This window comes from Vibrio sp. JZG120 (assembly GCF_053890955.1).
Window position 1 is genome coordinate 612,434 of the sequence record NZ_JBSRRK010000001.1, and the last position, 22,267, is coordinate 634,700.

General features: G+C 45.0%; 7 protein-coding genes. 3 read left to right on the forward strand and 4 right to left on the reverse strand.

Annotated features, from left to right (window positions below; translation table 11 throughout):
• The first annotated feature begins 8 nt into the window (after positions 1-8).
• Positions 9-2,015, forward strand: coding sequence for a TonB-dependent siderophore receptor (locus ACWPOD_RS02655; protein ID WP_256950865.1), 2,007 nt, complete (start codon positions 9-11; stop codon positions 2,013-2,015).
• 42 nt (positions 2,016-2,057) lie between these two features.
• Positions 2,058-2,339, forward strand: a complete 282-nt coding sequence (locus ACWPOD_RS02660; protein WP_006742780.1) for a DUF2218 domain-containing protein — start codon at positions 2,058-2,060, stop codon at positions 2,337-2,339.
• A gap of 98 nt (positions 2,340-2,437) precedes the next feature.
• Here the strand turns inward: ACWPOD_RS02660 and ACWPOD_RS02665 are convergent, their stop codons facing one another.
• Complete coding sequence (locus ACWPOD_RS02665; protein WP_005397186.1) at positions 2,438-2,683, reverse strand: YgjV family protein; 246 nt, start codon at positions 2,681-2,683, stop codon at positions 2,438-2,440.
• Positions 2,684-3,543: 860 nt separating this feature from the next.
• Between ACWPOD_RS02665 and ACWPOD_RS02670 the strand changes: the two genes are divergently transcribed.
• Positions 3,544-18,915: a retention module-containing protein gene (locus ACWPOD_RS02670; RefSeq protein WP_456231540.1), complete on the forward strand. Its 15,372-nt coding sequence runs from the start codon at positions 3,544-3,546 to the stop codon at positions 18,913-18,915.
• A 159-nt stretch (positions 18,916-19,074) separates the two neighbouring features.
• On the opposite strand, the gene ACWPOD_RS02675 is transcribed toward ACWPOD_RS02670, so the two are convergent.
• From ACWPOD_RS02675 to yccS, 3 genes are all read right to left on the reverse strand, one after another.
• Positions 19,075-19,377, reverse strand: a complete 303-nt coding sequence (locus ACWPOD_RS02675) for a hypothetical protein (protein WP_005396673.1) — start codon at positions 19,375-19,377, stop codon at positions 19,075-19,077.
• An 80-nt stretch (positions 19,378-19,457) separates the two neighbouring features.
• The gene (locus ACWPOD_RS02680) at positions 19,458-19,688 is read right to left on the reverse strand and encodes a hypothetical protein (RefSeq protein ID WP_041853076.1); all 231 of its coding nucleotides are present in this window, start codon (positions 19,686-19,688) and stop codon (positions 19,458-19,460) included.
• Between the two features lie 184 nt (positions 19,689-19,872).
• Positions 19,873-22,026, reverse strand: coding sequence for a YccS family putative transporter (gene yccS, locus ACWPOD_RS02685; RefSeq protein WP_167427421.1), 2,154 nt, complete (start codon positions 22,024-22,026; stop codon positions 19,873-19,875).
• Between the last annotated feature and the right edge of the window lie 241 nt (positions 22,027-22,267).

Here is a 22,267-nt window from a genome sequence, read left to right on the forward strand (position 1 = left end):
ATGAAGTTATGGAAAGCCCTGCTTGTTCATCTATCAAGCTTTCAAGCCTTTGCCTTGCAGTGGGAATGGCGCTATCAAACCCTGTTTTAGCTCAAGATACCGAGTCACATTTTGAAGAAGTCGTTGTATGGGGAACAAAAGTTTCTAGCAATACCGAGTCGATGTTTGCAGACGATATGTCACTGAAGCAAGCGGATCATATGTCTGATTTACTGCGCGATATTCCCGGTGTGGATGTTGGTGGAACACACTCTGTGAATCAACGTATTACCATTCGTGGTTTGAGCGAAACCGATTTGGACATTCGTCTTGATGGTGCTTCTCAGCATGCGAGCATGTTCCATCACATTGGTAACTTGACGCTAAACCCTGACATTCTCAAATCTGCCGATATCCAGGTAGGTAATAACTCTGTGACTCAAAATGGCTTAGGCGGCTCGGTTTATTTTGAAACGAAAGACGCTCGTGACTTACTTCGTTACGATGAAACGTTTGGCGCTCGTGTTTATGGCGGTTATGCATCCAACGACAACCAACAAGGCTCGTTGACACTGTACGGGCTTTTGTCCGAAAACATTGATGCGATGGTTTATGGCCATTACGTTACGCGTGATGATTTTGAAGATGGTGATGGCAATAAAACCTATGGTGCTGCAGGTGATGTTTACAACATTCTGGCTAAGCTAGGGTATGAACTAAATGACATCCATCGTTTTGAGCTCTCTTATGACATGTACCGAGACAGTGGTGATTACAGTCCGCGTCCTGATATGTCGGGTAGTGCGAACAATGGCTTATCGAGCACGTTACTTATTCCTACGGATTATGACCGAGATACCGTTACCTTGAGTTACGAGCTGCGAGGCGAACAGCATAAAGGTAACGTCACACTTTATAATACCGAGACAGAAATTAAACGGGATGAGAGCGTTATGGCTCCTCGCTGGCCTTCGAACCGTTTATCGAAGAACACCGCTAAAAACCAAAACTTTGGTTTGAATGGTAAGTTCCAGTCGGATGTTATGTTAGGTGAGTTTGATAATCGAATCACCTATGGTTTCGACTACATGGATAAGACATCTTCAAGTTACTACGGTAGTCGTAAGTTCATGGATGAATCGGCCATTTCAACCGCATTGTTTGTAGAAGACCAGTTCTTCTTCTCTGATGCTTTCTTTGTTACCGCAGGTATGCGTTTTGATGATTACAAACGTGAAGCTGAAACGGGGACGAGTAACTATGATGATGTGACCTGGGCCCTAGCAGCAGAATGGGCAGTCACTCAGGATTGGACGTTGTTTGCGAGCGCACGCTCTCTATTCAAAGGCCCTGAGCTGATGGAAACCTTTATTGCTTACCAAGACGTTGCATTTTTAGAGGATGGACTAAAGCCAGAAACGGGGTTGAACACACAGGGTGGTGTCCGTTTTGATAAAACCTTTGATAAGCATTTCTTTGGAGCGAATATTACGGCATTCCAAACGGAAATTGATGATTACATTGCAGACCAGTACCAAAACGCGACTCAAACTTACCTGATTTACAACTTAGGTGATGTTGAGATTAAAGGCTTTGAGGCAAGTGCTTCTTATGGCTACGACAAGTTTAACAGCAAACTTTCTTACTCTAAGTCGGACACCAAAAACAAGAATACCGGTGGCCCTGTTGCTGGGGGTAATGGGCGTAGCATTGATATGGGTGATAGTATTGCTCTAACTTTGGATTACCAGTCAGACGCTTTAGAAACGATCTTCGGGTGGAACTCAATGTTTGTTCTAGAGGAAGACAACGTCTTTGATGGTCAGCCAAAGAAAGCAAGTTATGATGTACATAATCTATATGCTCAATGGGTGCCGTCTAATATTGATGGACTGTCGGTGACCTTTGGTATTGATAATGTATTTGACGAGTTATACAGCTCTCATGCGTCTCGTTCGGGTACGGCACGTGGCTTCACGCTTGATGACTACGAGCCGGGTCGCAACTTCAAACTTTCTGCTGCTTATCAATTCTAATAGGGCTCCCGAGAGGGGGCGCTTCAAAACACGAGTAAATTCATGATTAAAGAAAGCACCCGAATAGATAGCGAACACGCTGACAAATACTTAGTGACGCTTTGTCGGCATTTTGGACGAAAGGTTCCTGCTACTTGGAATGAAAACAGCGGTTTGGTGACATTCCCGACGGGAAAAGCGGAGTTTGCTCTTTGCGAGTCCAGCTTGACCATTATTTGTGAGGCAGATTCAGAAGAGAGATTGAGCACAGTGAAGGCGATAATCTCATCGCATGTAGACATGTTCTCTCGTAGAGAAACATTAGCACTTAACTGGGTTCGCTAGAGCTATTGATGAATGTGCAGAAAATGAGAGCGCATTAAAAGCAAAAAGCCCGCGATCTTATCATTCGCGGGCTTTTATTGTTCGAATGCTATTGCTTTTTAGGCTCTAGATTCTAGGCTTTTTTTTTCCTGTTGCATTTTTGCTAGGAAGTAGATATTAACGCAAGCAATAAAGCCGTTAGTTAATACTACAGGCCAAGAATCAATCATTAGTCCGTAAGCAGTAAATAGCGCACAACCAATAAAGTTAAGGATACGAAGCTTAACAATATCTTTCATAGTTAGCGAAATTGCGACCATGATTGAAGCTGCATAACCTAAAATCTCAACCATATTCATGTCCATTTTTTGACCCTCTTAAAATCTGCCGAATTTTGTCGGTACCAATTCTTCTCATCTTGAGATTAATGAGGAAGCTCCATGCCTCGAATGGTCTTTTTTTGTTGTATGGACGCACTATATCAATGGAAAAACCGTGATAAAAGCCTCAAATCAAGGTTAAGAGAAGGTTAGCGATTACGCAAACGTTTAGGACGGGAATTACTGATAATTTTACTTATTGTGTTGATTGATAATAACGATGGTATTAATAGCTCTCACATCATTGAAAGTGGGGGAATATTTACATATGATTGAAAATGATAATTATTTTCAAGTGTGATGTTTATGTATTTTCTTATTAGCTTGCTCGTATTTTTTTTACTGTATATCAGGACAAAGCCGAATTCGTGGTGCTCGGGAATTCATATTGTGAGCCACATTTTCATGGTTATATTTTGTCCAACGATTTATGTCATTCAATATTTAATCGTCACGTTTTTCTCGTCACCAATATTGATTAAGTTGTCATCACGTTCAGGTGTATACAACATTCTTATTGCTTTTCTTCCATTATTGATTGCAACCGGTAGTTTGGCGTTTAGCTGAGCGTTTTCATCTATCTTCTTTTTTAAAACGACTACACTTATACGGAATAAGACATCAATTTCATATAATTAATCGATATTGCGGTGTTAGGACATGTGTCACATTTCTGTGACTACTAGTAAGTTTTACTTACTTTGCTCATTAGTGCGCCATTTATTGATTGTTTAATGAGTTGATACTTAGTCTAATCGTCTAAAGGTGTGCAGTATGCCGCACTAAATCATTTAAAAACTATCTAAAAAGGTTAATGGGAAACGTAGGCCATTAGCGGAGGTCAGATGAGTACGCAAACCGTGCCGCAGAACGCGATTGTAAATGCTGTTAAAGGTGAAGTCTTGGTTTTAGGTCTGGATGGAAAAGTCAGGTCTATAAAAGCGGGGGATGAGTTAATATCTAGCGAAGTGATCATTACTGAAAATAACGCTTCTCTTGATGTACAGATACATAATGAGCTGTATCTGGTTGATGCTAATTGTGTCGCGTGCCTTCCAGAACCTTCTTTTGAACAACCAGAAACCTTACTGCAATCTCCAGTTAATGGCCAAGTTACTTTCGATCCAACAGCTATCGAAGGTGCTAACTTTGACGCTAATGATGTCGCGGCTATCCAACAGGCCATTTTAGATGGTGCTGACCCGACTGCTATTTTGGAAGCAACGGCTGCTGGTGCTGGCGCTGAAGGCTCAGCCAATGCTGGCTATGTGACCGTTGAATATAATAATCCGGAAGTACTTGCCTCCACCTTTTTTGAGACGTCAGCGACTCGTAGCGGTGTAGAAGAACGCGATGAAGCTGATGATTTAGATGTCACTATCTTTGCCGATGGCGGACAATCACTGCAATCTAGCATAACAGAAGGCTCAATTTCTCTATCAAGCTACCCGCAAACCATTTCTTCTAGTGTGCTGATTGAAGCAGGGGATCTCGCACTTGATACCGCTTCATTTGTACCTGAAACGTCCTCATTAGAGTCTCTGTTAACCGAGCTAAATAGTGATATTACCTCTGCTGGTCAGCCAGTGGCGTTCGTTTATGACGAAGCGCAAAATGTCATTATCGGCACTCAAGAAGGTAACGAAGTGCTTCGTATAGAGATCGAAGCGACATCTTTAGGCCGTGATTTAGAGTTAGAGGTCGTTACCACGATTAGCCAGGGCATTGACCATGTCGCTTCTGTTGCTGATGGTCAAGTTTCCATCTCCGGTGATCAAATCAATATCGCTTTTGACATTACAGGCGCAGATATTGGTGGTAACAGTATTCAAGCACCTATCGATTTCACGACAACCGTTATTGATGGCGATGATCCGGCGCCGCAAAACGTTACTTTCGAAAACGTTGAATCTTCTTCTACTCCGATTACTGGCACCTTTGTTGATATTGGTAGTGATCAATTGGCAACGGTCACATTTAATCAAGAAGGACTTAGTCAATTTGATGGCCTATTGAGTGATAATCAGGCAACAGAGGCGGTACTCTCTGAAGACGGCAGCACTATCACCCTGTCCATTGCAGGCTCTAATGAAACCGTTTTAACCATCAGTCTGAATACTGATGGTACCTACCAATTTGAGCAATTTAAGCCGTTAGAACAAACAAACGGTGAAGATACGATTGAGCTCTCTTTGCCAACCACAATCGTCGATTTCGACCAAGATACGGCAAGTAACACCTTTACGATGACCATCCTTGATGGCGATAACCCGGTGATTGAAAACGTGACGGGATTGTCTTTAGACGAGGCGGGGGTTGACCAAGGTTCACAGGAAGGCGCGGTAGTAACAAGTGGCTCTGGGTCGATCACGACATCGGTCGGTAGTGACATCATTGATCACTATGAGTTGGAACCTACAGAGTTTAATGTTGGTGGAGAACTCCAATCTCAAGGGCAGGTTGTTCAACTGGAACTAGCGTCCGAGAGTAACGGCGTGCGCACTTACGAAGGCTTCATCGAGTTGGATGGCGTGCGTATTACCGTATTTGATGTGGCGATCGATGCCCCTGCATTGGGCGAATATCAATTCAACTTGTATGAACAACTCGACCATACGGGTGCTAATGATGATGCGCTCACTTTCTCACTGCCAGTTTACGCGGTAGATGCGGATGGCGATCGCTCCTCGATTACCGACGGTTCGAACACACCAGAAGCGGCGCAAATTGTCATTCAAGTTCAAGATGACGTTCCTTCGATTGATGGCGTTGATGCGCTAGCCGTCGATGAAGACGATTTATCAAGCATCGGCTCTGATCAAAGCGATTCTGTGCTCGCGCAAGGCAGTTTCACGACGACTCAGGGCTCAGACCGTGTTGTAAGTTATCAATTAGAGAGCGGCACTGATCCACTCAATGGGTTGGAATCACAGGGTCGATCTATCTCTCTGACGGAAACTGTCAACTCAGATGGCAGCTTTACCTATTCTGCAACGGCAGAAGGGGACGCTATCTTCACCTTACAAGTGAACCCTGATGGTTCTTATTCATTTAGTCTTGAAGGCCCAATCGCTCATGCTGTGGGTAGCGATAGCTTAACTCTAGACTTCACGATTGTCGCAACGGACTTTGACGGTGACACCAGTTCACTTGTTCTACCGGTAACCATTGCTGATGATGTGCCAACCATTAACGACGTTGTTGCTCTTACCGTCGATGAAGATGACTTAAGTTCGGTAGGCTCTGACCAATCACAGCCAACGCTGGTTGAAGGTCAGTTCACGACGACTCAGGGTTCTGATGGCGTCGTACAGTATCAGTTGGATGTAAACGCTGATCCTTTAAATGGCCTGCAATCTCAAGGGCAAACCGTCTCAATTGCCGAAACGCAAAATGCAGACGGCAGTTACACTTACAGCGCAACGGCAAATGGCAGTGCAGTCTTCACATTGATTTTGAATACCGACGGCTCGTACAGTTTTGAGCTGCAAGGTCCAATCGACCATGCGGCAAATAGCGACAGCTTAACCCTTGATTTTAGTGTTATTGCTACCGACTTCGATGGTGACACAAGCCAAATCGTACTGCCTGTTACCATCGTGGATGATAAACCGACCATTACCGATGTTGATGCGATTACTGTTGATGAAGATGATTTAGGCACGATTGGCTCAGATCAGACAGACCCGATTTCAATCGATGGCAACTTCACCACCACACAAGGCTCGGACCGAGTAGTGAGCTATCAGCTCGATGCTTCTGCAACACCAGTTGACGGCCTTACATCACAAGGCGTTGCAGTCACGCTAACTGAAACCGCAAACGGTGATGGCAGTTTTACCTACCAAGCAACAGCAGGTACTGAGTCGGTCTTTACACTGACAGTGAACACTGATGGCTCTTATAACTTCACGCTAGAAGGGCCAATTGATCATGCTGTCGATAGCGACGAGTTGACGCTCAACTTCCCAATCATCGCGACCGACTTTGATGGTGATACCACAAACGCGACTATCCCTGTCACCATCGTGGACGATAAGCCAGTGATTACTGACGTAGATGCCATTACGGTTGATGAAGATGATCTAGCATCAATCGGTTCAGACCAAAGTAATCCAATTTCTATTGATGGCAGCTTCATAACCACGCAAGGCTCAGACCGTGTGGTGAGCTACCAACTCGATGCTTCATCAACACCGGTTGACGGTTTAACATCTCAAGGTGTGGCGGTAACGCTAACAGAAACCGCAAATGGTGATGGTAGTTTCAGTTATGAAGCGACTGCGGGTGGTAACCCAGTATTTACTCTGACAGTAGATACTGATGGCTCTTATAACTTCACACTTGAAGGTCCAATTGATCACGCGGTTGATAGTGACGAGTTGACACTCAACTTCCCAATTATCGCAACCGACTTTGATGGCGACACCGTTACTGAAACCATTCCAGTCACAATTGTTGATGATGTACCGACCATCACAGCGGTGGATGCGTTGAGTGTCGACGAAGACGACCTTAGCGGTGTGGGCTCGGCCCCAGGCGGCGATCTGTTCGTTGAAGGGGCGTTTACCACCACTCAAGGCTCAGACCGAGTGGTGAGCTATCAATTGGATTCAACAGCCGATCCTGTTGCGGGCCTGACGTCTCAAGGTGAGGCGATTACCTTGGTGGAAACCGCGAATGGTGACGGCAGCTTTACCTATGTCGCGACCGCAGATGGTAATCTTGTTTTTACCCTAAACGTCGCAACGGATGGTACGTACGACTTTACGCTTCAAGGACCAATCGACCATGCGGCCAACAGCGACAGCCTAACCATTGATTTCCCGATTATTGCCACCGATTTTGATGGTGATACGGCCACGGCAATTATTCCAGTCACGATCACGGATGATGCACCAATCATCGATAATGTCGTGCCTCTGTCTGTCGACGAAGATGATTTATCAGGTATTGGCTCAGACCAAACTGACGCTGTGTTTGTTGAAGGCGCGTTTACGACCACCCAAGGTTCAGACCGTGTGGTGAGCTACCAACTTGATTCAACTTCTGATCCTGTTGCAGGCTTAACTTCTCAAGGCGAGCCAGTTACTCTGGTAGAGACTGCGAATGCCGATGGCAGCTTTACTTACGTTGCTACCGCGGATGGCAATCCGGTCTTCACTATGAATGTGAATGCTGATGGCACATACAACTTCCGTCTGGAAGGGCCAGTCGATCACGCGTTAAACAGCGATGAATTAGTTCTGAACTTCCCAATCATTGCGACGGATTTTGATGGCGATACGACGACTGCGACCATTCCAGTCACCATTACTGATGACGTTCCAAGCATCGACAACGTTGTTCCACTGACAGTAGACGAAGATGATCTCGCCACAATTGGCTCAGACCAAAACGATGATGCGTTTATGTCTGGTTCGTTTAGTACGACAGAAGGCTCGGACAGCGTTGTTAAATACCAGCTTGATGCAACCGCGGATCCTCTAGCAGGGTTAACTTCTCAAGGTGAACCTGTTGTGCTTGCTGAGACGGCAAACGGTGATGGTAGCTTTACTTACACTGCCACAGCAGATGGCAATGCCGTATTTGAATTAGTGCTGAAGCCAGATGGCAGCTACACCTTTACTCTGCTAGGTCCACTAGACCATGCGATGAATAGCGACAGCCTACAAATCGATTTCCCGATTATCGCAACAGACTTTGATGGCGACACTTCAACTAAAATACTGCCTGTCACTATTGTTGATGATCAGCCAAGCATCACTAATGTTGATGCGATCAGCGTGGATGAAGATGACTTGGCTACGATTGGCTCTGATCAAAACGAGTCCGTGTCGATTGATGGTCACTTTGTCACGATGGGTTCTGATCATGTTGTGAGTTATCAGTTAGACGCGTCCTCTAATCCTATTAATGGCTTAACCTCACACGGGGTAGTGGTGACAATGACGGAAAGCGAGAATGCGGATGGCAGTTTCACCTATACCGCTACCGCAGGATCAGAAGCCGTATTTACCTTGACGGTGAACAGCGACGGCAGTTACAACTTCACGCTTGAAGGTCCAATTGACCATGCAACAGGTAGTGATGAGCTCACGCTGAACTTCCCAATCATCGCGACAGATTTTGATGGTGATACCACCACAGAAACGATCCCAGTCACCATCGTGGATGATAAACCGACCATTACCGATGTTGATGCGATTACCGTTGATGAAGATGACTTAGGCACGATTGGCTCAGACCAAACTGACCCGATTTCAATCGATGGCAACTTTACCACCACACAAGGCTCGGACCGAGTGGTGAGTTATCAGCTTGACGCTTCTGCAACACCAGTAGCTGGCCTTACATCACAAGGTGTGGCCGTCACGCTGACTGAAATCGCAAATGGCGACGGTAGCTTTACTTACGAGGCGACGGCGGGGAGTGAAGCGGTCTTTACACTGACAGTGAATACTGATGGAAGCTATAACTTCACGCTTGAAGGTCCAATTGATCATGCTGTTAATAGTGACGAGCTGACACTGAACTTCCCAATCATCGCAACAGACTTTGATGGCGATACCTCTGCTGAGACAATCCCTGTCAAGATCGTTGATGACAAACCGACACTTGGTGGCATCGAAGCAACAAGTGTGCAAACGGTTGACGAGGACGATATCCCAACAGTCGGATCTGATGGTACGCAATCGAACAGCATTGCTGGTAACTTCATCGCGACTGATGGCTCTGATGGCATTGTGGAGTACGGCGTTTCTGACCTAGCGACGTCAGTACAAGGCCTGACCTCAGGTGGTCAATCATTGGTTATGGTTGAAGTATCAAACGCAGGTGGCGTTTCAGTTTACGAAGCTCGTATTGATGGCACGACGACACCAGTATTCCGAGTGACCCTCGATGCCTCTGATGATAGCTACACGTTCGATTTGCTTGCTCCTCTCGATCATCCAAATGCTGATGGCCAAAATGAACTAGTCATCAATTTACCGATAAACGCGACAGACTTTGATGGAGACGTGTCGAACAACATCACCTTACCAATTACGGTTGTGGATGATGTTCCGACCATTGATGGTTTACTAGCAGGCAGTGAACAAACCGTTGATGAAGATGACCTACCAGCAGGTACTGATGCTGCAAGTGCAGAAGATACTGTTATTTCAGGTACTTTTGATATCACCGAAGGTGCTGACCAAGTTGCTTCTATTCAGCTCAGTGACCTGACCACGCCTGTTGCGTCACTGACTTCAGATGGTGATGCTATCACCTTAGTTTTGTCTTCTAGTGCAAACGGCGTGAACGTATACCAAGGTGTCTCTGGCAATCCTGCTGAAGTGGTGTTCGAACTGACGTTGGATGCAACAAACAATTCCTACGAGTTCGATTTACAGAAGCCGCTTGATCACCCAGATGGTAATCAGCAAAACGAGATCATTATTAACCTCCCTGTGACGGCGACGGATAATGATGGTGATACGTCACCAGCCTTCACATTGCCAATTACCGTTGTGGACGATGTTCCGGTTGTTACCAACATTGAAAGTTTACGTGTCGACGAAGATGATTTACCTCTTGGTTCTGATGGCACTAAAGAGCCATTAACGGTATCAGGTGAATTTGACGTTACTAGCGCAGATGGTATTGATGCGTTCGAATTGGATCTGAGCTCAAATCCTATCCCGAATCTGAAATCGGGTGGAGAAGAGGTAACACTTTCTCAAGACGTTGGTGCTTCAACTGCTGACGCGCTTGTTTACGTGGGACAAACTCCGGGTGGAGTGACTGTCTTCACGTTGACACTTCATCAAGATGGTAAATACGACTTTGAGTTATCTGGTCAGTTAGATCACGCGGTTAACTCTGATGAGATTTTGTTGAATCTACCTGTGAAGATTACAGATGGCGACAACGATACCATCACTGCGACCTTGCCAGTGACCATCGTAGATGACAAGCCAACCATTGATGCTATTAGCTCTGGTAGTACCTTGTCTGTGGATGAGGATGATATTCCAAGCCAAGGTTCGGACGACACGCCAGAACCTTATATCATTGGTGGCAACTTTGACGTTACGGATGGTGCTGATTCTATTGTTAGCTTCCAGTTGGATAGCTTAACGTCACCTGTATCAGGACTTACCTCAGGCGGTCAGCCGCTTGAATTGGTTGAGTTTTCAAATTCAAACGGTGTGATTGAGTACCGAGCTTATGTACAAGGTACGACGGATACCGTCTTTAAACTGACGCTAAATGGTTCAGTAGACAGTTATGAATTTGAACTGTTGGGTGCACTTGATCATCCTGCGGGTAACGATGAAAACTCGTTAGTCATCAACTTCCCAGTCAATGCGACCGATTTTGACGGCGATGTGTCCAATAACATCACCTTGCCGATCACTGTGGTGGACGATGTTCCAGCGATTGTGAAAGTGACAGACTCTAGCCAACAAACCGTTGATGAAGATGATCTTGCTGGTGGCTCAGACACGACAAGTGGCGATTCAACGGTATTAACTGGTGGATTTGAAGTCGTTGATGGCGCGGATGAGATAGTCAGCTACCAAGTTTCTGACCTCAATGCGGTTGTGTCTGGCTTAACTTCAAACGGCAACAGCATCGAGTTGAATGTGGTGAGCTCGGTTGGTGGTGTAACCAGTTACCAAGCGGTCATTGCTGGCACCTCAACTAAGATCTTCACGCTGTCTCTTGATGCGAATAACGACAGTTACCAATTTGAACTTTTGGGACCAATCGACCATGATGCTGTTCAAGGTGAAAACAACCTTATCATTGATATCCCAATTACAGTAACAGACTTTGATGGTGACACGTCATCTTCACTGAATCTTCCAATTACCGTGGTTGATGACATTCCCGAAATTAAATCAGCAGATGCTTTGGCTGTTGATGAGGACGACCTCACCAATGGCTCTCAGGCAACCAACAAAGACAGCCTTGAAGCAACGGGTAATTTCGATACGGTGGAAGGGACAGATACCGTTGTCTCTTACCAACTGGACCTGACATCTAACCCAATCCCTGGAGTAACTTCAGGTGGGTTAGCGGTGACACTTGTTCAAACTGCAGTAAGCAACAACAACTACACTTATCAAGGGCAGACTCCGGATGGAAACTCAGTATTCACGCTAGTCTTGAACGCTGACGGCTCTTACAAGTTTACGCTTGAGGGTGTGCTAGACCACTCAATCCAAGGCGAAGATACACTTATACTTGATCTCCCAGTCTTCGCGACCGATGTTGATGGCGATACGGCTGATATCAACTTACCAGTGACGATTACCGATGATGTTCCAACCTTGTACGATGCATCTATTTCGCGTGTTGAGGGACAAGGCAGCCGCACGGTTCACTTATTCCAAGACCCTGTAGAAGGTGATGACGATCTTGGTGCTGACGGCGCACAAGTGACTTCATTTTCGGCTGATGATTCAGGCATTTACTTTAAGCAAAACGGTGTTGATTCCGATTCTGTCGATTTGAACGGCAGTGACCAAGTCGTATTTGTTCACAAGGTTCTTGACGGAGTGGATACTGAAATCGGTCGTTTGGTTGTTCGAACTGATGGCAGTGTGTCATTCCGTCCGAATGACGATCTTGACCATACAGAAACCGACTCGATTGATTTCACCATCAACGTTGTTGCAACCGATGGTGATGGCGATATCGCAGATGCCGATGTGGATATCTCGATAAGAGACCGCAATGCGCAAATTGACACGTCTACCGTTACTGCGTTCGAGGACCAAGGGCGCGATGGTGTCGTTGTGGGCGTTGACTCTGCAAATACTCAGGATAACTTGTCGACGCTGGATGTGACGCCGGCGAAAGTCGATTTGGTTATCGATTTGCATGATATCGATCGTAACGAAAGCTTAGGTGATATCACTATTCGAGATGCTGATACTCACAACGGTACGTTCTACTACCGAGACGGCAGTGGCAACTACATTGAATTAACATCTGTGGGCAATACGGTTGTTCTCGACGCATCAAATGTCGAGCAGTCATTCAATGGTGAGCTTGTCTCGTTAGATAACTTGTACTTCGTACCAGATCGTCATACATCAACCGATGCTTCTGGTATCGATCCTCGTATCCGTGTGGAAATTCTTAACAATGGTACGCCAGATCATACGATTAATGGTCGTTTAGACATTGAAGTTGCTGCCGTTGCAGATATTGCGACTTGGACGACAAGCAGCGAGTTTAACTATTCTGTCGATGAAGACGGAAACAACGTCGCACTTAATATCACGGCGGAAACTCAGGATACTAGTAATCCTGAAGATATAGTGTACGAGCTCGTCTTTACACAAGGGGAAGGTAACGCAGAGTTAGTATATTCGGATGGTAGTGCGATTCCACAAACTGGTGGTGTTTATCTCGTAGATGCCAGCCGAATTGGTGACGTTCAAATTGATCCAATCGATAATTTCTCGGGCGAAATCAAGATTGATGTAACCGCGATTACGACAGAAAACAATAATCCGTTATCAGGAAAGGAAACGGCACGTTCAGAGACAGAAACTATCATCATTGATGTTAACCCAATCGCGGACCCAGGTAGTTTTACGGTCAACCGAATCAATGTCTTTGAGGATAACGCTCGAACTCAAGACACCGTCAATCCTGTCACGGATCATGATCCACTTCAGTTAAGTGAAGTGATTACCATGAAGCCGTCTGCGGATTTAGATGGTTCTGAAGCACTGTTTGTGCGTATTTCTGACTTCTCAATTGATGGCGTTACGTTAGTGTGGCTTGATTCAGCAAACCCAAGCCAAATCGTGGAAGTGACCGATTCAAGCGGCAATGTACTCTATTACGAAGTGCCAGAATCTGAGTTAGCCAACGTCGAAGTGCTTCCTCCGTTGCACAGCAATGATGACTTTACTTTCAACGTTGAAGGTATCGTAAAAGATACGGCATCGTTATCTAGTGGGGTTGCCGAAGATATGTTGTCACTAGGCAGAAAAACAGTGATCGTCGGTGTGAAAGGCGTAGCTGACATACCATTTATTGAGCTTAATGATAAATCAGGGATCTGGCATGAGTTTAATGACGGCAATGTAAGAGGTATTGAGACTAATATCGATGAGAATGGTCAAGTAGAGTTGGGCTTTAGTGTCATCTCTGGCGAGTTACCAGATAACCCGAATGATCACTCAGAGTCGGTTACGGTTCTGCTGTCCAATATTCCGGCAGGTGTCGAGGTATTTGATAGCGATGGTGCATCCGTCGATCTGACCTTTGTAGGCTATGACGCGCAAAATCAGCCAATCTATGAAGCCAATATCACCACGGCGAATATTAATTCTGGAATTGTTATTAAACCGGAAGCGTCATCGACGGAGAACATTCATATTACAGCGACGACGATCGTCACAGAGAATGATGGTCACAGTCGAACCTCATCGGGTGAGATCCGAATTATTGTCGCTCCTGTCATTGATGCGCAAGATAACTACACGGTTCAATCAGAAGGTGATGAAGATACACGCTTTAATATTGATTGGAAGCCAACGTTGGCTCAAAGCCCTGATACAGACGAGTTCTTTAGTGAGGTGACGATTTCTGGATTTCCTCCAGGCAGCACGGTTTATGTCGATGGCGTAGCACAAACATTGGTTTCTGGAACATTAACACTTTCGCCACTAGCGAACGAGTCGGAGCAAGACTTTTCTGCTCGAATCTCTCAAAGCGGGTATGTCCAGGTGCAATTAGAGCAAGACTCTAGTACTGACTTTGATTTGAATACTACGGTGACGGTGAAAGAGATTGACCACGAATATGTCGATGCTTCTAATCCAGGGCAGGGAATTGCAGAAAAAACCATCAATGGCATGGTGCATGTCCAAGTCAATCCAATCGTTGAGCCAGAAAATACAACAGGATCGCTAGACGCCCAGACACGTTTGCTTGTTACTGAAAGCACTGGCGTTGTCACTGACATCGTGAAGTCAGACGGTCAAGGGAACATTGATTTTACGATCAATACTTCAACGGGTGGGGAGTCTGGTGCGAATATCATCAAATACCAAGAGTTTGACGCCTCTTCAGATGAAGTGGTGACTCAGCTTGTTGTTCAGTTCCACAATGTTGACCCTGAGATTCTCAATCAATTGGTCATTGTTGGTGCATTGAACGAAGGCGGCGGTCGATGGACAGTCATTGACGAAGAAAACTTCTCGATTAAAGCGCCTTCGGGTCTTGATTTAACGCCAAACGACGACAGCGATGATGGTGACAACGGCGGTCTATCTCAAATTGGGTTAACCATTTATGCCGAGGTCAACGATTTAGGTGAAGATGCCGTTGAAAAAGACGCAACAGTAGTAAGAGAAACTGACGTGACACTTGAGTTTCCGACGGTTCTCACGCCGCAAACGAGTGTTGCCGCTGAAATTCAGGTGGCTGATGACGTCCAAATTGAAGCATCGGAAGATAATGCGATCGACCTTGGCACTCAATTGACGTCGAAAGTCGATGCGATTAATGCGGATGGTGTGGAAGATGTTTTGACTGTTGTTATTGACCCATCTGCACCCGGTATTCCTCCAGGCTTGGTGATAACAGGCACTGATATCGATTTTGTCAATGGTAAATACGTTTTCCAAGCAGATATTGATGCTAGTGGCAATATCACAGGTTTGGACGGTTTAACGATGCACTTGGCAGAAGATTACGCTGGTGATTTCGAATTGCCTGTGAGGTTTGTCACCAAAGACACAGAGTCTGGCGACGAAAAAGAAAACAACGTGCGAATTCCAGTTCAAGTTTTACCGATTGCAGATGTTCCGAGTTCGGCGGGTGATCAGCCATTAGATGGTGATGTTACACCAAATGTGACAGTGGATATCACAGGTACTCTCGGTTTAGACGCGAACAAACAACCCGTTGATGACCTAAATAACGATGTACCAACGGCGGATGGTGTGGGTTATGAAGATGGTTTAATCCAGCTTAATCTGAATGTCGATTTTGCCGACCGTTATAACAATATCCAAGGTGGTCAGGAAACGCTAACGAATATTAAGTTAGCACTCGATGACACAACACTGGGGGAGTTTGTTGACGCAAATGGCAATAGCTTAGGGACAAGTATTGAGTTTAATGAAGCTGAGATTTTAGCGGGTGCGCTTGATAATGTTCTGTTTAAGCCGAAAGAAAATTATCCCGTAGGTGGGGGACAAAACACCGTCAAGATTAATATCGAAGGAGAGATCACGGACGAGGCTGTATTTGATCAGTCTATCCTAAATAACCCTGGCGATAATATCGATATAAGAACTTTTACTGATGACGTGACATTCGAAGTTACGCCAGTGGTGGACGATATTACGATTACAGGTGCCGATCCTACGAAGCCAATTACCGTGGTTGGTGACGAAGATACTTTAATTTCGTTGAATCAATCAGGCTCTGGGGTTTCGATCAGCTTAAACGATAATGATGGCTCTGAAAGTTTCGTTTCACTCAAGTTAACAGGGATCCCTGATGATTTTGTCGTGCAATCCAATTCCTCTGATTATGTTGTTAAGAACAACGGCGGAGGAGAATGGAGTATTCAGCTAAAAGACCTTACTCAGACATCCGTTGATTTGAGTGACATCCAAATCAAACCGCCGAAAAACTTCAGTGGCGAGGCAGAGATTGGCATTACCGTGTTCATCCAAGAAGAATTGTTACAAGTACCAACTGAGCGAACTAATAACTTTACGCTGGTTGTGAATCCTATTGGCGATGATGTTGATGTGAATCCTGATACTTCAGCTGCGGGGAATGAGGGAGAAGATATTGTTATCAACGTCAATGCGTTGGTGGTTGATAACAAAGAGTCCATCGGAGATGGCGCAACCTACCAGGAAAATGATCCAGAGACGCTGAGAGTTGAGATTTCAAATGTCCCTGATGGGGCGAGTGTTTCATTACCTGATGGAACGGTGTTTACTGACCAAGGAAATGGCGTCTTCGTATTAGAAATCGATGCTCAAGATTTGGATCAAGTGGTCTTTAATTCTGGTGATCGAAACGATAACTCATGGGGAGGGTCACTGCATTTCAAAGTGCAAGCCGTTGATACCGGGCTCGATGGTCGCCAAAATTTAGGTTCAGCCGAGGAGTTTGACGTAGCTGTTGATGTTGAAGCGGTGAATGATCGACCGGACTTCGTGAATGTCATTGACGTTGAAACACCAGAAGACAACGCTATCCTGCTGGATACATTTGGTATTTCGGATATGGATGCGGTACTTGATGATCCTACCGCAGAGTATGTCTTGAATATTGCTGTCGATAGCGGTTACTTGGCGCTCAATCCATCGATTATTGCCAATTACGGATTGACGGTTTCAGGAGACGGCACGGGTTCAATTGAACTGAAAGGAACCGTATCTGACCTTAACGCCGCTATCGCTGATGGTTTAGTGGAGTTTAACCCAGCGCTTAACTTCTTTGGTAACGTCAATGTCGACATCTCTGTCGATGACCAAGGCAACGAAGGTATCGTGATTAGCGGTGTCGATGAAACACTCAATTCAAATAGCAGCCAATTTGTAATTGAAGTCACAGAGGTGAACGATGCGCCAACAACATCGGAAGTGACGCTGACAAGTATTGATGAAGACAGCGGCGCTGTTATTGTTACCGCAGCGGATTTGCTGGTTAATGCTGTTGATATTGAGTCGGACAATTTAACCGTTAGCAATGTTACGCTTGTCGACCCTGCAACAGGGACGCTTACTCAACTGAGCTCAACGGAGTGGAGCTTTGAACCTGCTCCTGATTTTTACGGAGATGTAAGCTTTAATTACGATATTACGGATGATGGCATGACCAATGGCGTCTCGGATCCGAAGACCGTCAGTGGCTCAGCCGTGATGACAGTGCAGGCGATTAACGATGCTCCGGAGATTGATGGCTCAATGGTCACAAATACGATTATGGAGTCATCGGATCAAAAAATCTCAGGTATCGAAATTACCGATGTTGATTTTGCAGGTATTCATGAGAATGAAATCATGACGGTGTCACTCAGCATCGATGAGGGTGATATAAGTGTTCTTGTCCCGGCTGGGAGTGGCATTACTCAAGGCGTTGGTTTAGCAGGTGAAACTGTACTGATGGGGACCTTGTCTCAGCTTAATAGTCTTTTCGCTTCGACGGATCCGGATGCCGGTGTATTTATTGATGCCAGTGACGTGAACAGCAATTCTATTGCGCTTACCGTTACCGCTAATGACAACGGTATCTTCTATGACAACTTAACGGGTACCTCACTACAAACATCAGAAACGTTTGATATTAATGTAACGCCGGTCGCTGACGTACCAAACCTAGGCATTGATCAGAACTTTAGTTACATTCAAAGAATTAGTGCGAGTCAAAGTGCAAGCCGTCAAGGCATCGCGCTGGTGGGTATTATGGCGGCGTTGACCGATGTCGATGAAGTACTGGCCTTAGAGCTCACTGGCGTGCCAAGAGGAGCCACTATCACGAGTGAAGCTACAACATCGAATATCAGCTTTAATGGTACAACATGGACTGTTCCAGAAGATGAAATTGATACGCTACACATCAATAATGCGATCCCGGGAGATTACGATATTACATTGACTGCGGTTTCTACTGCATCAAATGGTGACCAAGCGTATTCAACGCCATTAGATATTAATCTAAACGTTACACTAAATAGTCAAGATATTGATCAGTCTGCTGAAAGTGAAGACAGCTATCTTATTGGTAGTGATGCAGGCATTACTTTAGCAGCAGGTACGGGAGATGATTATATCCTAGGAGGAGATGGAGATGACGTGCTTATCGGCGGACTAGGCTCTGATATTCTGACTGGTGGTGCGGGTAGCGATATCTTTAAATGGACAGAAGATACGGTGGATAATGGTGCGATTGACACCATCACTGACTTTAGCGTTAATGAGGACACCATTGACCTCAAAGACGTGATCGCTGATTTGAATGATCCAACGGCAGGTATTGATGATTTACTTGCGCACATTCAAGCCGATTACGACGCATCAACAGAAAATGTTTCTCTGAACATTACGACGGATGCAAATGTCCAGCAAACCATAGTTGTGGAAAACTTAGGTACATCGATAGACTTCAACGGTCTTAGCTCCAATGAGATTGTAGAGTCATTGCTGAATCACGGTGTTATTGATAACGGATAAGTTTGGATTCAACATAAAACGGGCGGCTTTAACAAGGCGTCCGTTTTTATTGGGAGTTATTGGTTTTTATCGAGACTTATTGAATCGAAATATCAAAACATTAGGTAGCAAAAGAGGGCTTGTTACGGATTTGTAGTGACAGGTCGGAACTAAGAAGTTTTAGACGTGGATATCGAGTAAGCTGCCAATGACTTCATTGTTTTTCTCAATGACGGATGCACCCACTCTGTTGTAACCTGCAGCTTGCGTCAGGTTGATGAGTGATTCAACTTTTTGAGAGGGGAGGCTAGGAGTTGAAGCGGTTATTGCGACATCTGCCACTTTAGCCAAATCGATGTTGTGAGAAGCGATCTCTTCTTTCACTTTACCTAAATTATCATTAATGCCATGCGCGGCTTTTTCAGCCATCTGCTGTGACATCTGAACAATTTGGTGCCCAGATTGAATTCCTGATACAGGCATATCACCACTCCCATTACTATGCTAATGAGAGCATAGGTGGAGTTTATAAAACGTTCAAGTGTTTTATATCAATGATTTGATTAAGCAAACAGTTTAGAAAGCATTTCTCGCTCTTCAACAGAAAGTACTGGGTTTTGCGTTTTGTTTAACTTTACGCTTATCTCACCCTGTAATGATTTCAACTGACTCGCCGTTAAATCGCTGAGCTTTTGTTTAAGTTCATTAAATTGTTGTGCGTTCATCTCAATACCCTCGTTGTAATTCGGTTTATCCTTCATTTCCCGAAATTCTTCGTCCTTTGGATACAACATATTTATTCAACCTAGATAGATTAGAATTTGATCGATTGCTTTTTGTCCGAATATTGTCAAGGTGCGTTAAGTGATACGTCAGATTTTTCCTATGAAGGTACATAATTACCCACTTTGGGGTAGATAGAAAAGTAGAAAGAAAAAAGGAAGCGACAATCCGCTTCCCTTTTCTATCCGTGTGTTACTAGTTAACCCTCACTGCAAACTTACTGGCGAGTGAATGTAGCTCTGGGAGCATGCGATAGATAAGGTGAAGTTGCTGCAATACCATGCGAGCGGAACTATCATCTTCATCTCGCCACTCATTTAAGCGTTGCTCAAGTCCCGCGTCGTCAATATTAGATAAATCGCACTCTTCGCAATGCTGGTGAAGCTGTTTATGGAGAACGTCTAAATGCTGATGAATACAGCGGTGCGCATCTAAAACGAGCTTATGAATAGACTCATCTTCAATGCGAGTTCGGTGCGCGCCAAGAGCAGAAATATAGTTCAGCATTGCGTGATTTAACGTTAAGAAGCGGAAGCTCTCATCAACGGCAGCACGATATTTACCAGGTTCCGCAAGCATTGTACTGATGGCAGAAGAAAGTGAGGCATCACTGTTATGGGCCTGACGACGAGCAATGCGATAGCTCAAGTTGTCCTTTTTACCAATTCGATACTGACCAATGATCTGATCGAGATACTGTTTGTTAGCATCTATCGCATCCGACATGACTTTGTGCAGCCTTCTCGATTGCCAATCTGGCAAAATAACCAGCACGGCTCCTACAGCAAGCACACACCCGATGAGGGTATCAGCTAGTCGAGGAAGCACAACCGCGTAACCTTCACCTAACTGGTTGAATAAGAAGAGGACCAGTAGTGTGATAAAACCGGTTGCGTATCCGTAATTGTTCATCCGAAAGGCGAAAAACATCACGCCAGAAATAACGATGAATACTAACTGGCTTTCTTGAGAAGGGAAGAAAGTCAGTAATGGTACGCCAATTAACAAACCAGCTAATGTGCCTATGACTCGCGCTGTCAATTTTTGACGTGTTGCGCTGTAGTTCGGCTGACACACGAAGAGAGTGGTTAAGAGTATCCAGTAACCTCGGTCGATGTTGAATACTTGAATGATTCCATAACCAATCGTCAAAGCAATCGACATACGCAATGCGTGTCGAAACAGCATCGAATCTTTGTGTAAATTCGCGGATATACGCTGCCACATGGCTTTTAATGTGTGCGGGTTAGTATCGGCGAGCGTATCTTCCTCTAGGCCCTCAACATCTGGGTTGTTAATGTTATTCAGTTGCTTTTCTACCGTCGCTAAGTTATTGAATAAATATGTTAACTGCATTAGCAGACGTTTCCAGTGTCCTTGCTTTTGTTCTTCTAAGTAAGCAAGTGAATTTTGCACTTCAGCTAAGGCCAAGATGGACTGATCGGTATGTGAGTATTCATTCCCTAGCTGAATCGCTAATGCAATATCGCGACACGCTTGGGCTTGAGATTCCAAAAGATATTTAAAACGAAACAGCACATCAAAACGTTCAAATTCAGTTGCTAAATCTTGATAGCGGTAATGGCTAGAGCTGACTCGTTCGTGGATGTCTTGAGCGATGAAGTAGATATTTAAGAATCGGTCACTAGGACCATCAATGTGGCCGCGTTTCGAGCGGTTTAGTAATGTGGCTTTGCAAGCGTTTAGCGCCATCACCGTCGCTGCGTTGCACTTTGCGGCTTCAATCCGAAGTGGCTGTGGCGTTAGGTTGGTGACAGGGTGAAAAAGCTTGGCTTTCGCATCGAGATAATTTGCCATTTGAAAGAACACATTGGCTAAGCTTTGTTGCACAGGCTGAAGAGGCCAAAATATCTGCCAAATCATCGACATGAAGTAATACCAAGCCGCACCAGTTAAAAGCAGTAGTGGCTGAAACCAAATGTTAGTACTTTCATGCGCACCAAGCATGGTGTAAATGGCGATCAGCAAAGAGCCAAAAGCAATGCTCGCGTATTTAGGACCTATCGCTCCAAGAATGATAAAACCAAAGGTTGAGATAAATAACCCTAATGCAAATGCCCAAGGGGTGTCGAACAAGATTTCAATTGAGAAAGCGGCGAGCGCAAAACAGAGAAAGGTCAGAATCAGCGCCTTGATGCGTCCAGTGAAACTATCATCACTCTCTGCCAAAGCAGCAGCAATAACGCCCAGTATTAGCGGCGTGATCAGCGTGTTTTGCTCGAAGTACCAAGTCGGGATAACCACACCCAGTAAGGTGATTAGGATAAGAACGCTGTAATTTATGGTCTTGTTTGCCCAGTAGAGCCGAAATTTAGAAGTTGCTTGCACAATGCGCCTTATGTTTCCGATGAAGAACGGGGGAATACTACCAAACCCACTATAGCGCGTTTATGATTTACTTTAAGAAAAATTCGTTGTTGCTGATAAAATCAACAGGGATGTCATTGACTTATACTAAAGCAGCCACGCAATGTGTCTATAATTGTAAAGTCAGCTTCAAATAGAATGAGCTTTAGGTTACTAAATCGACAGTAATGTGAATTTTATTAAAGAATAAAAGAAGATGCTT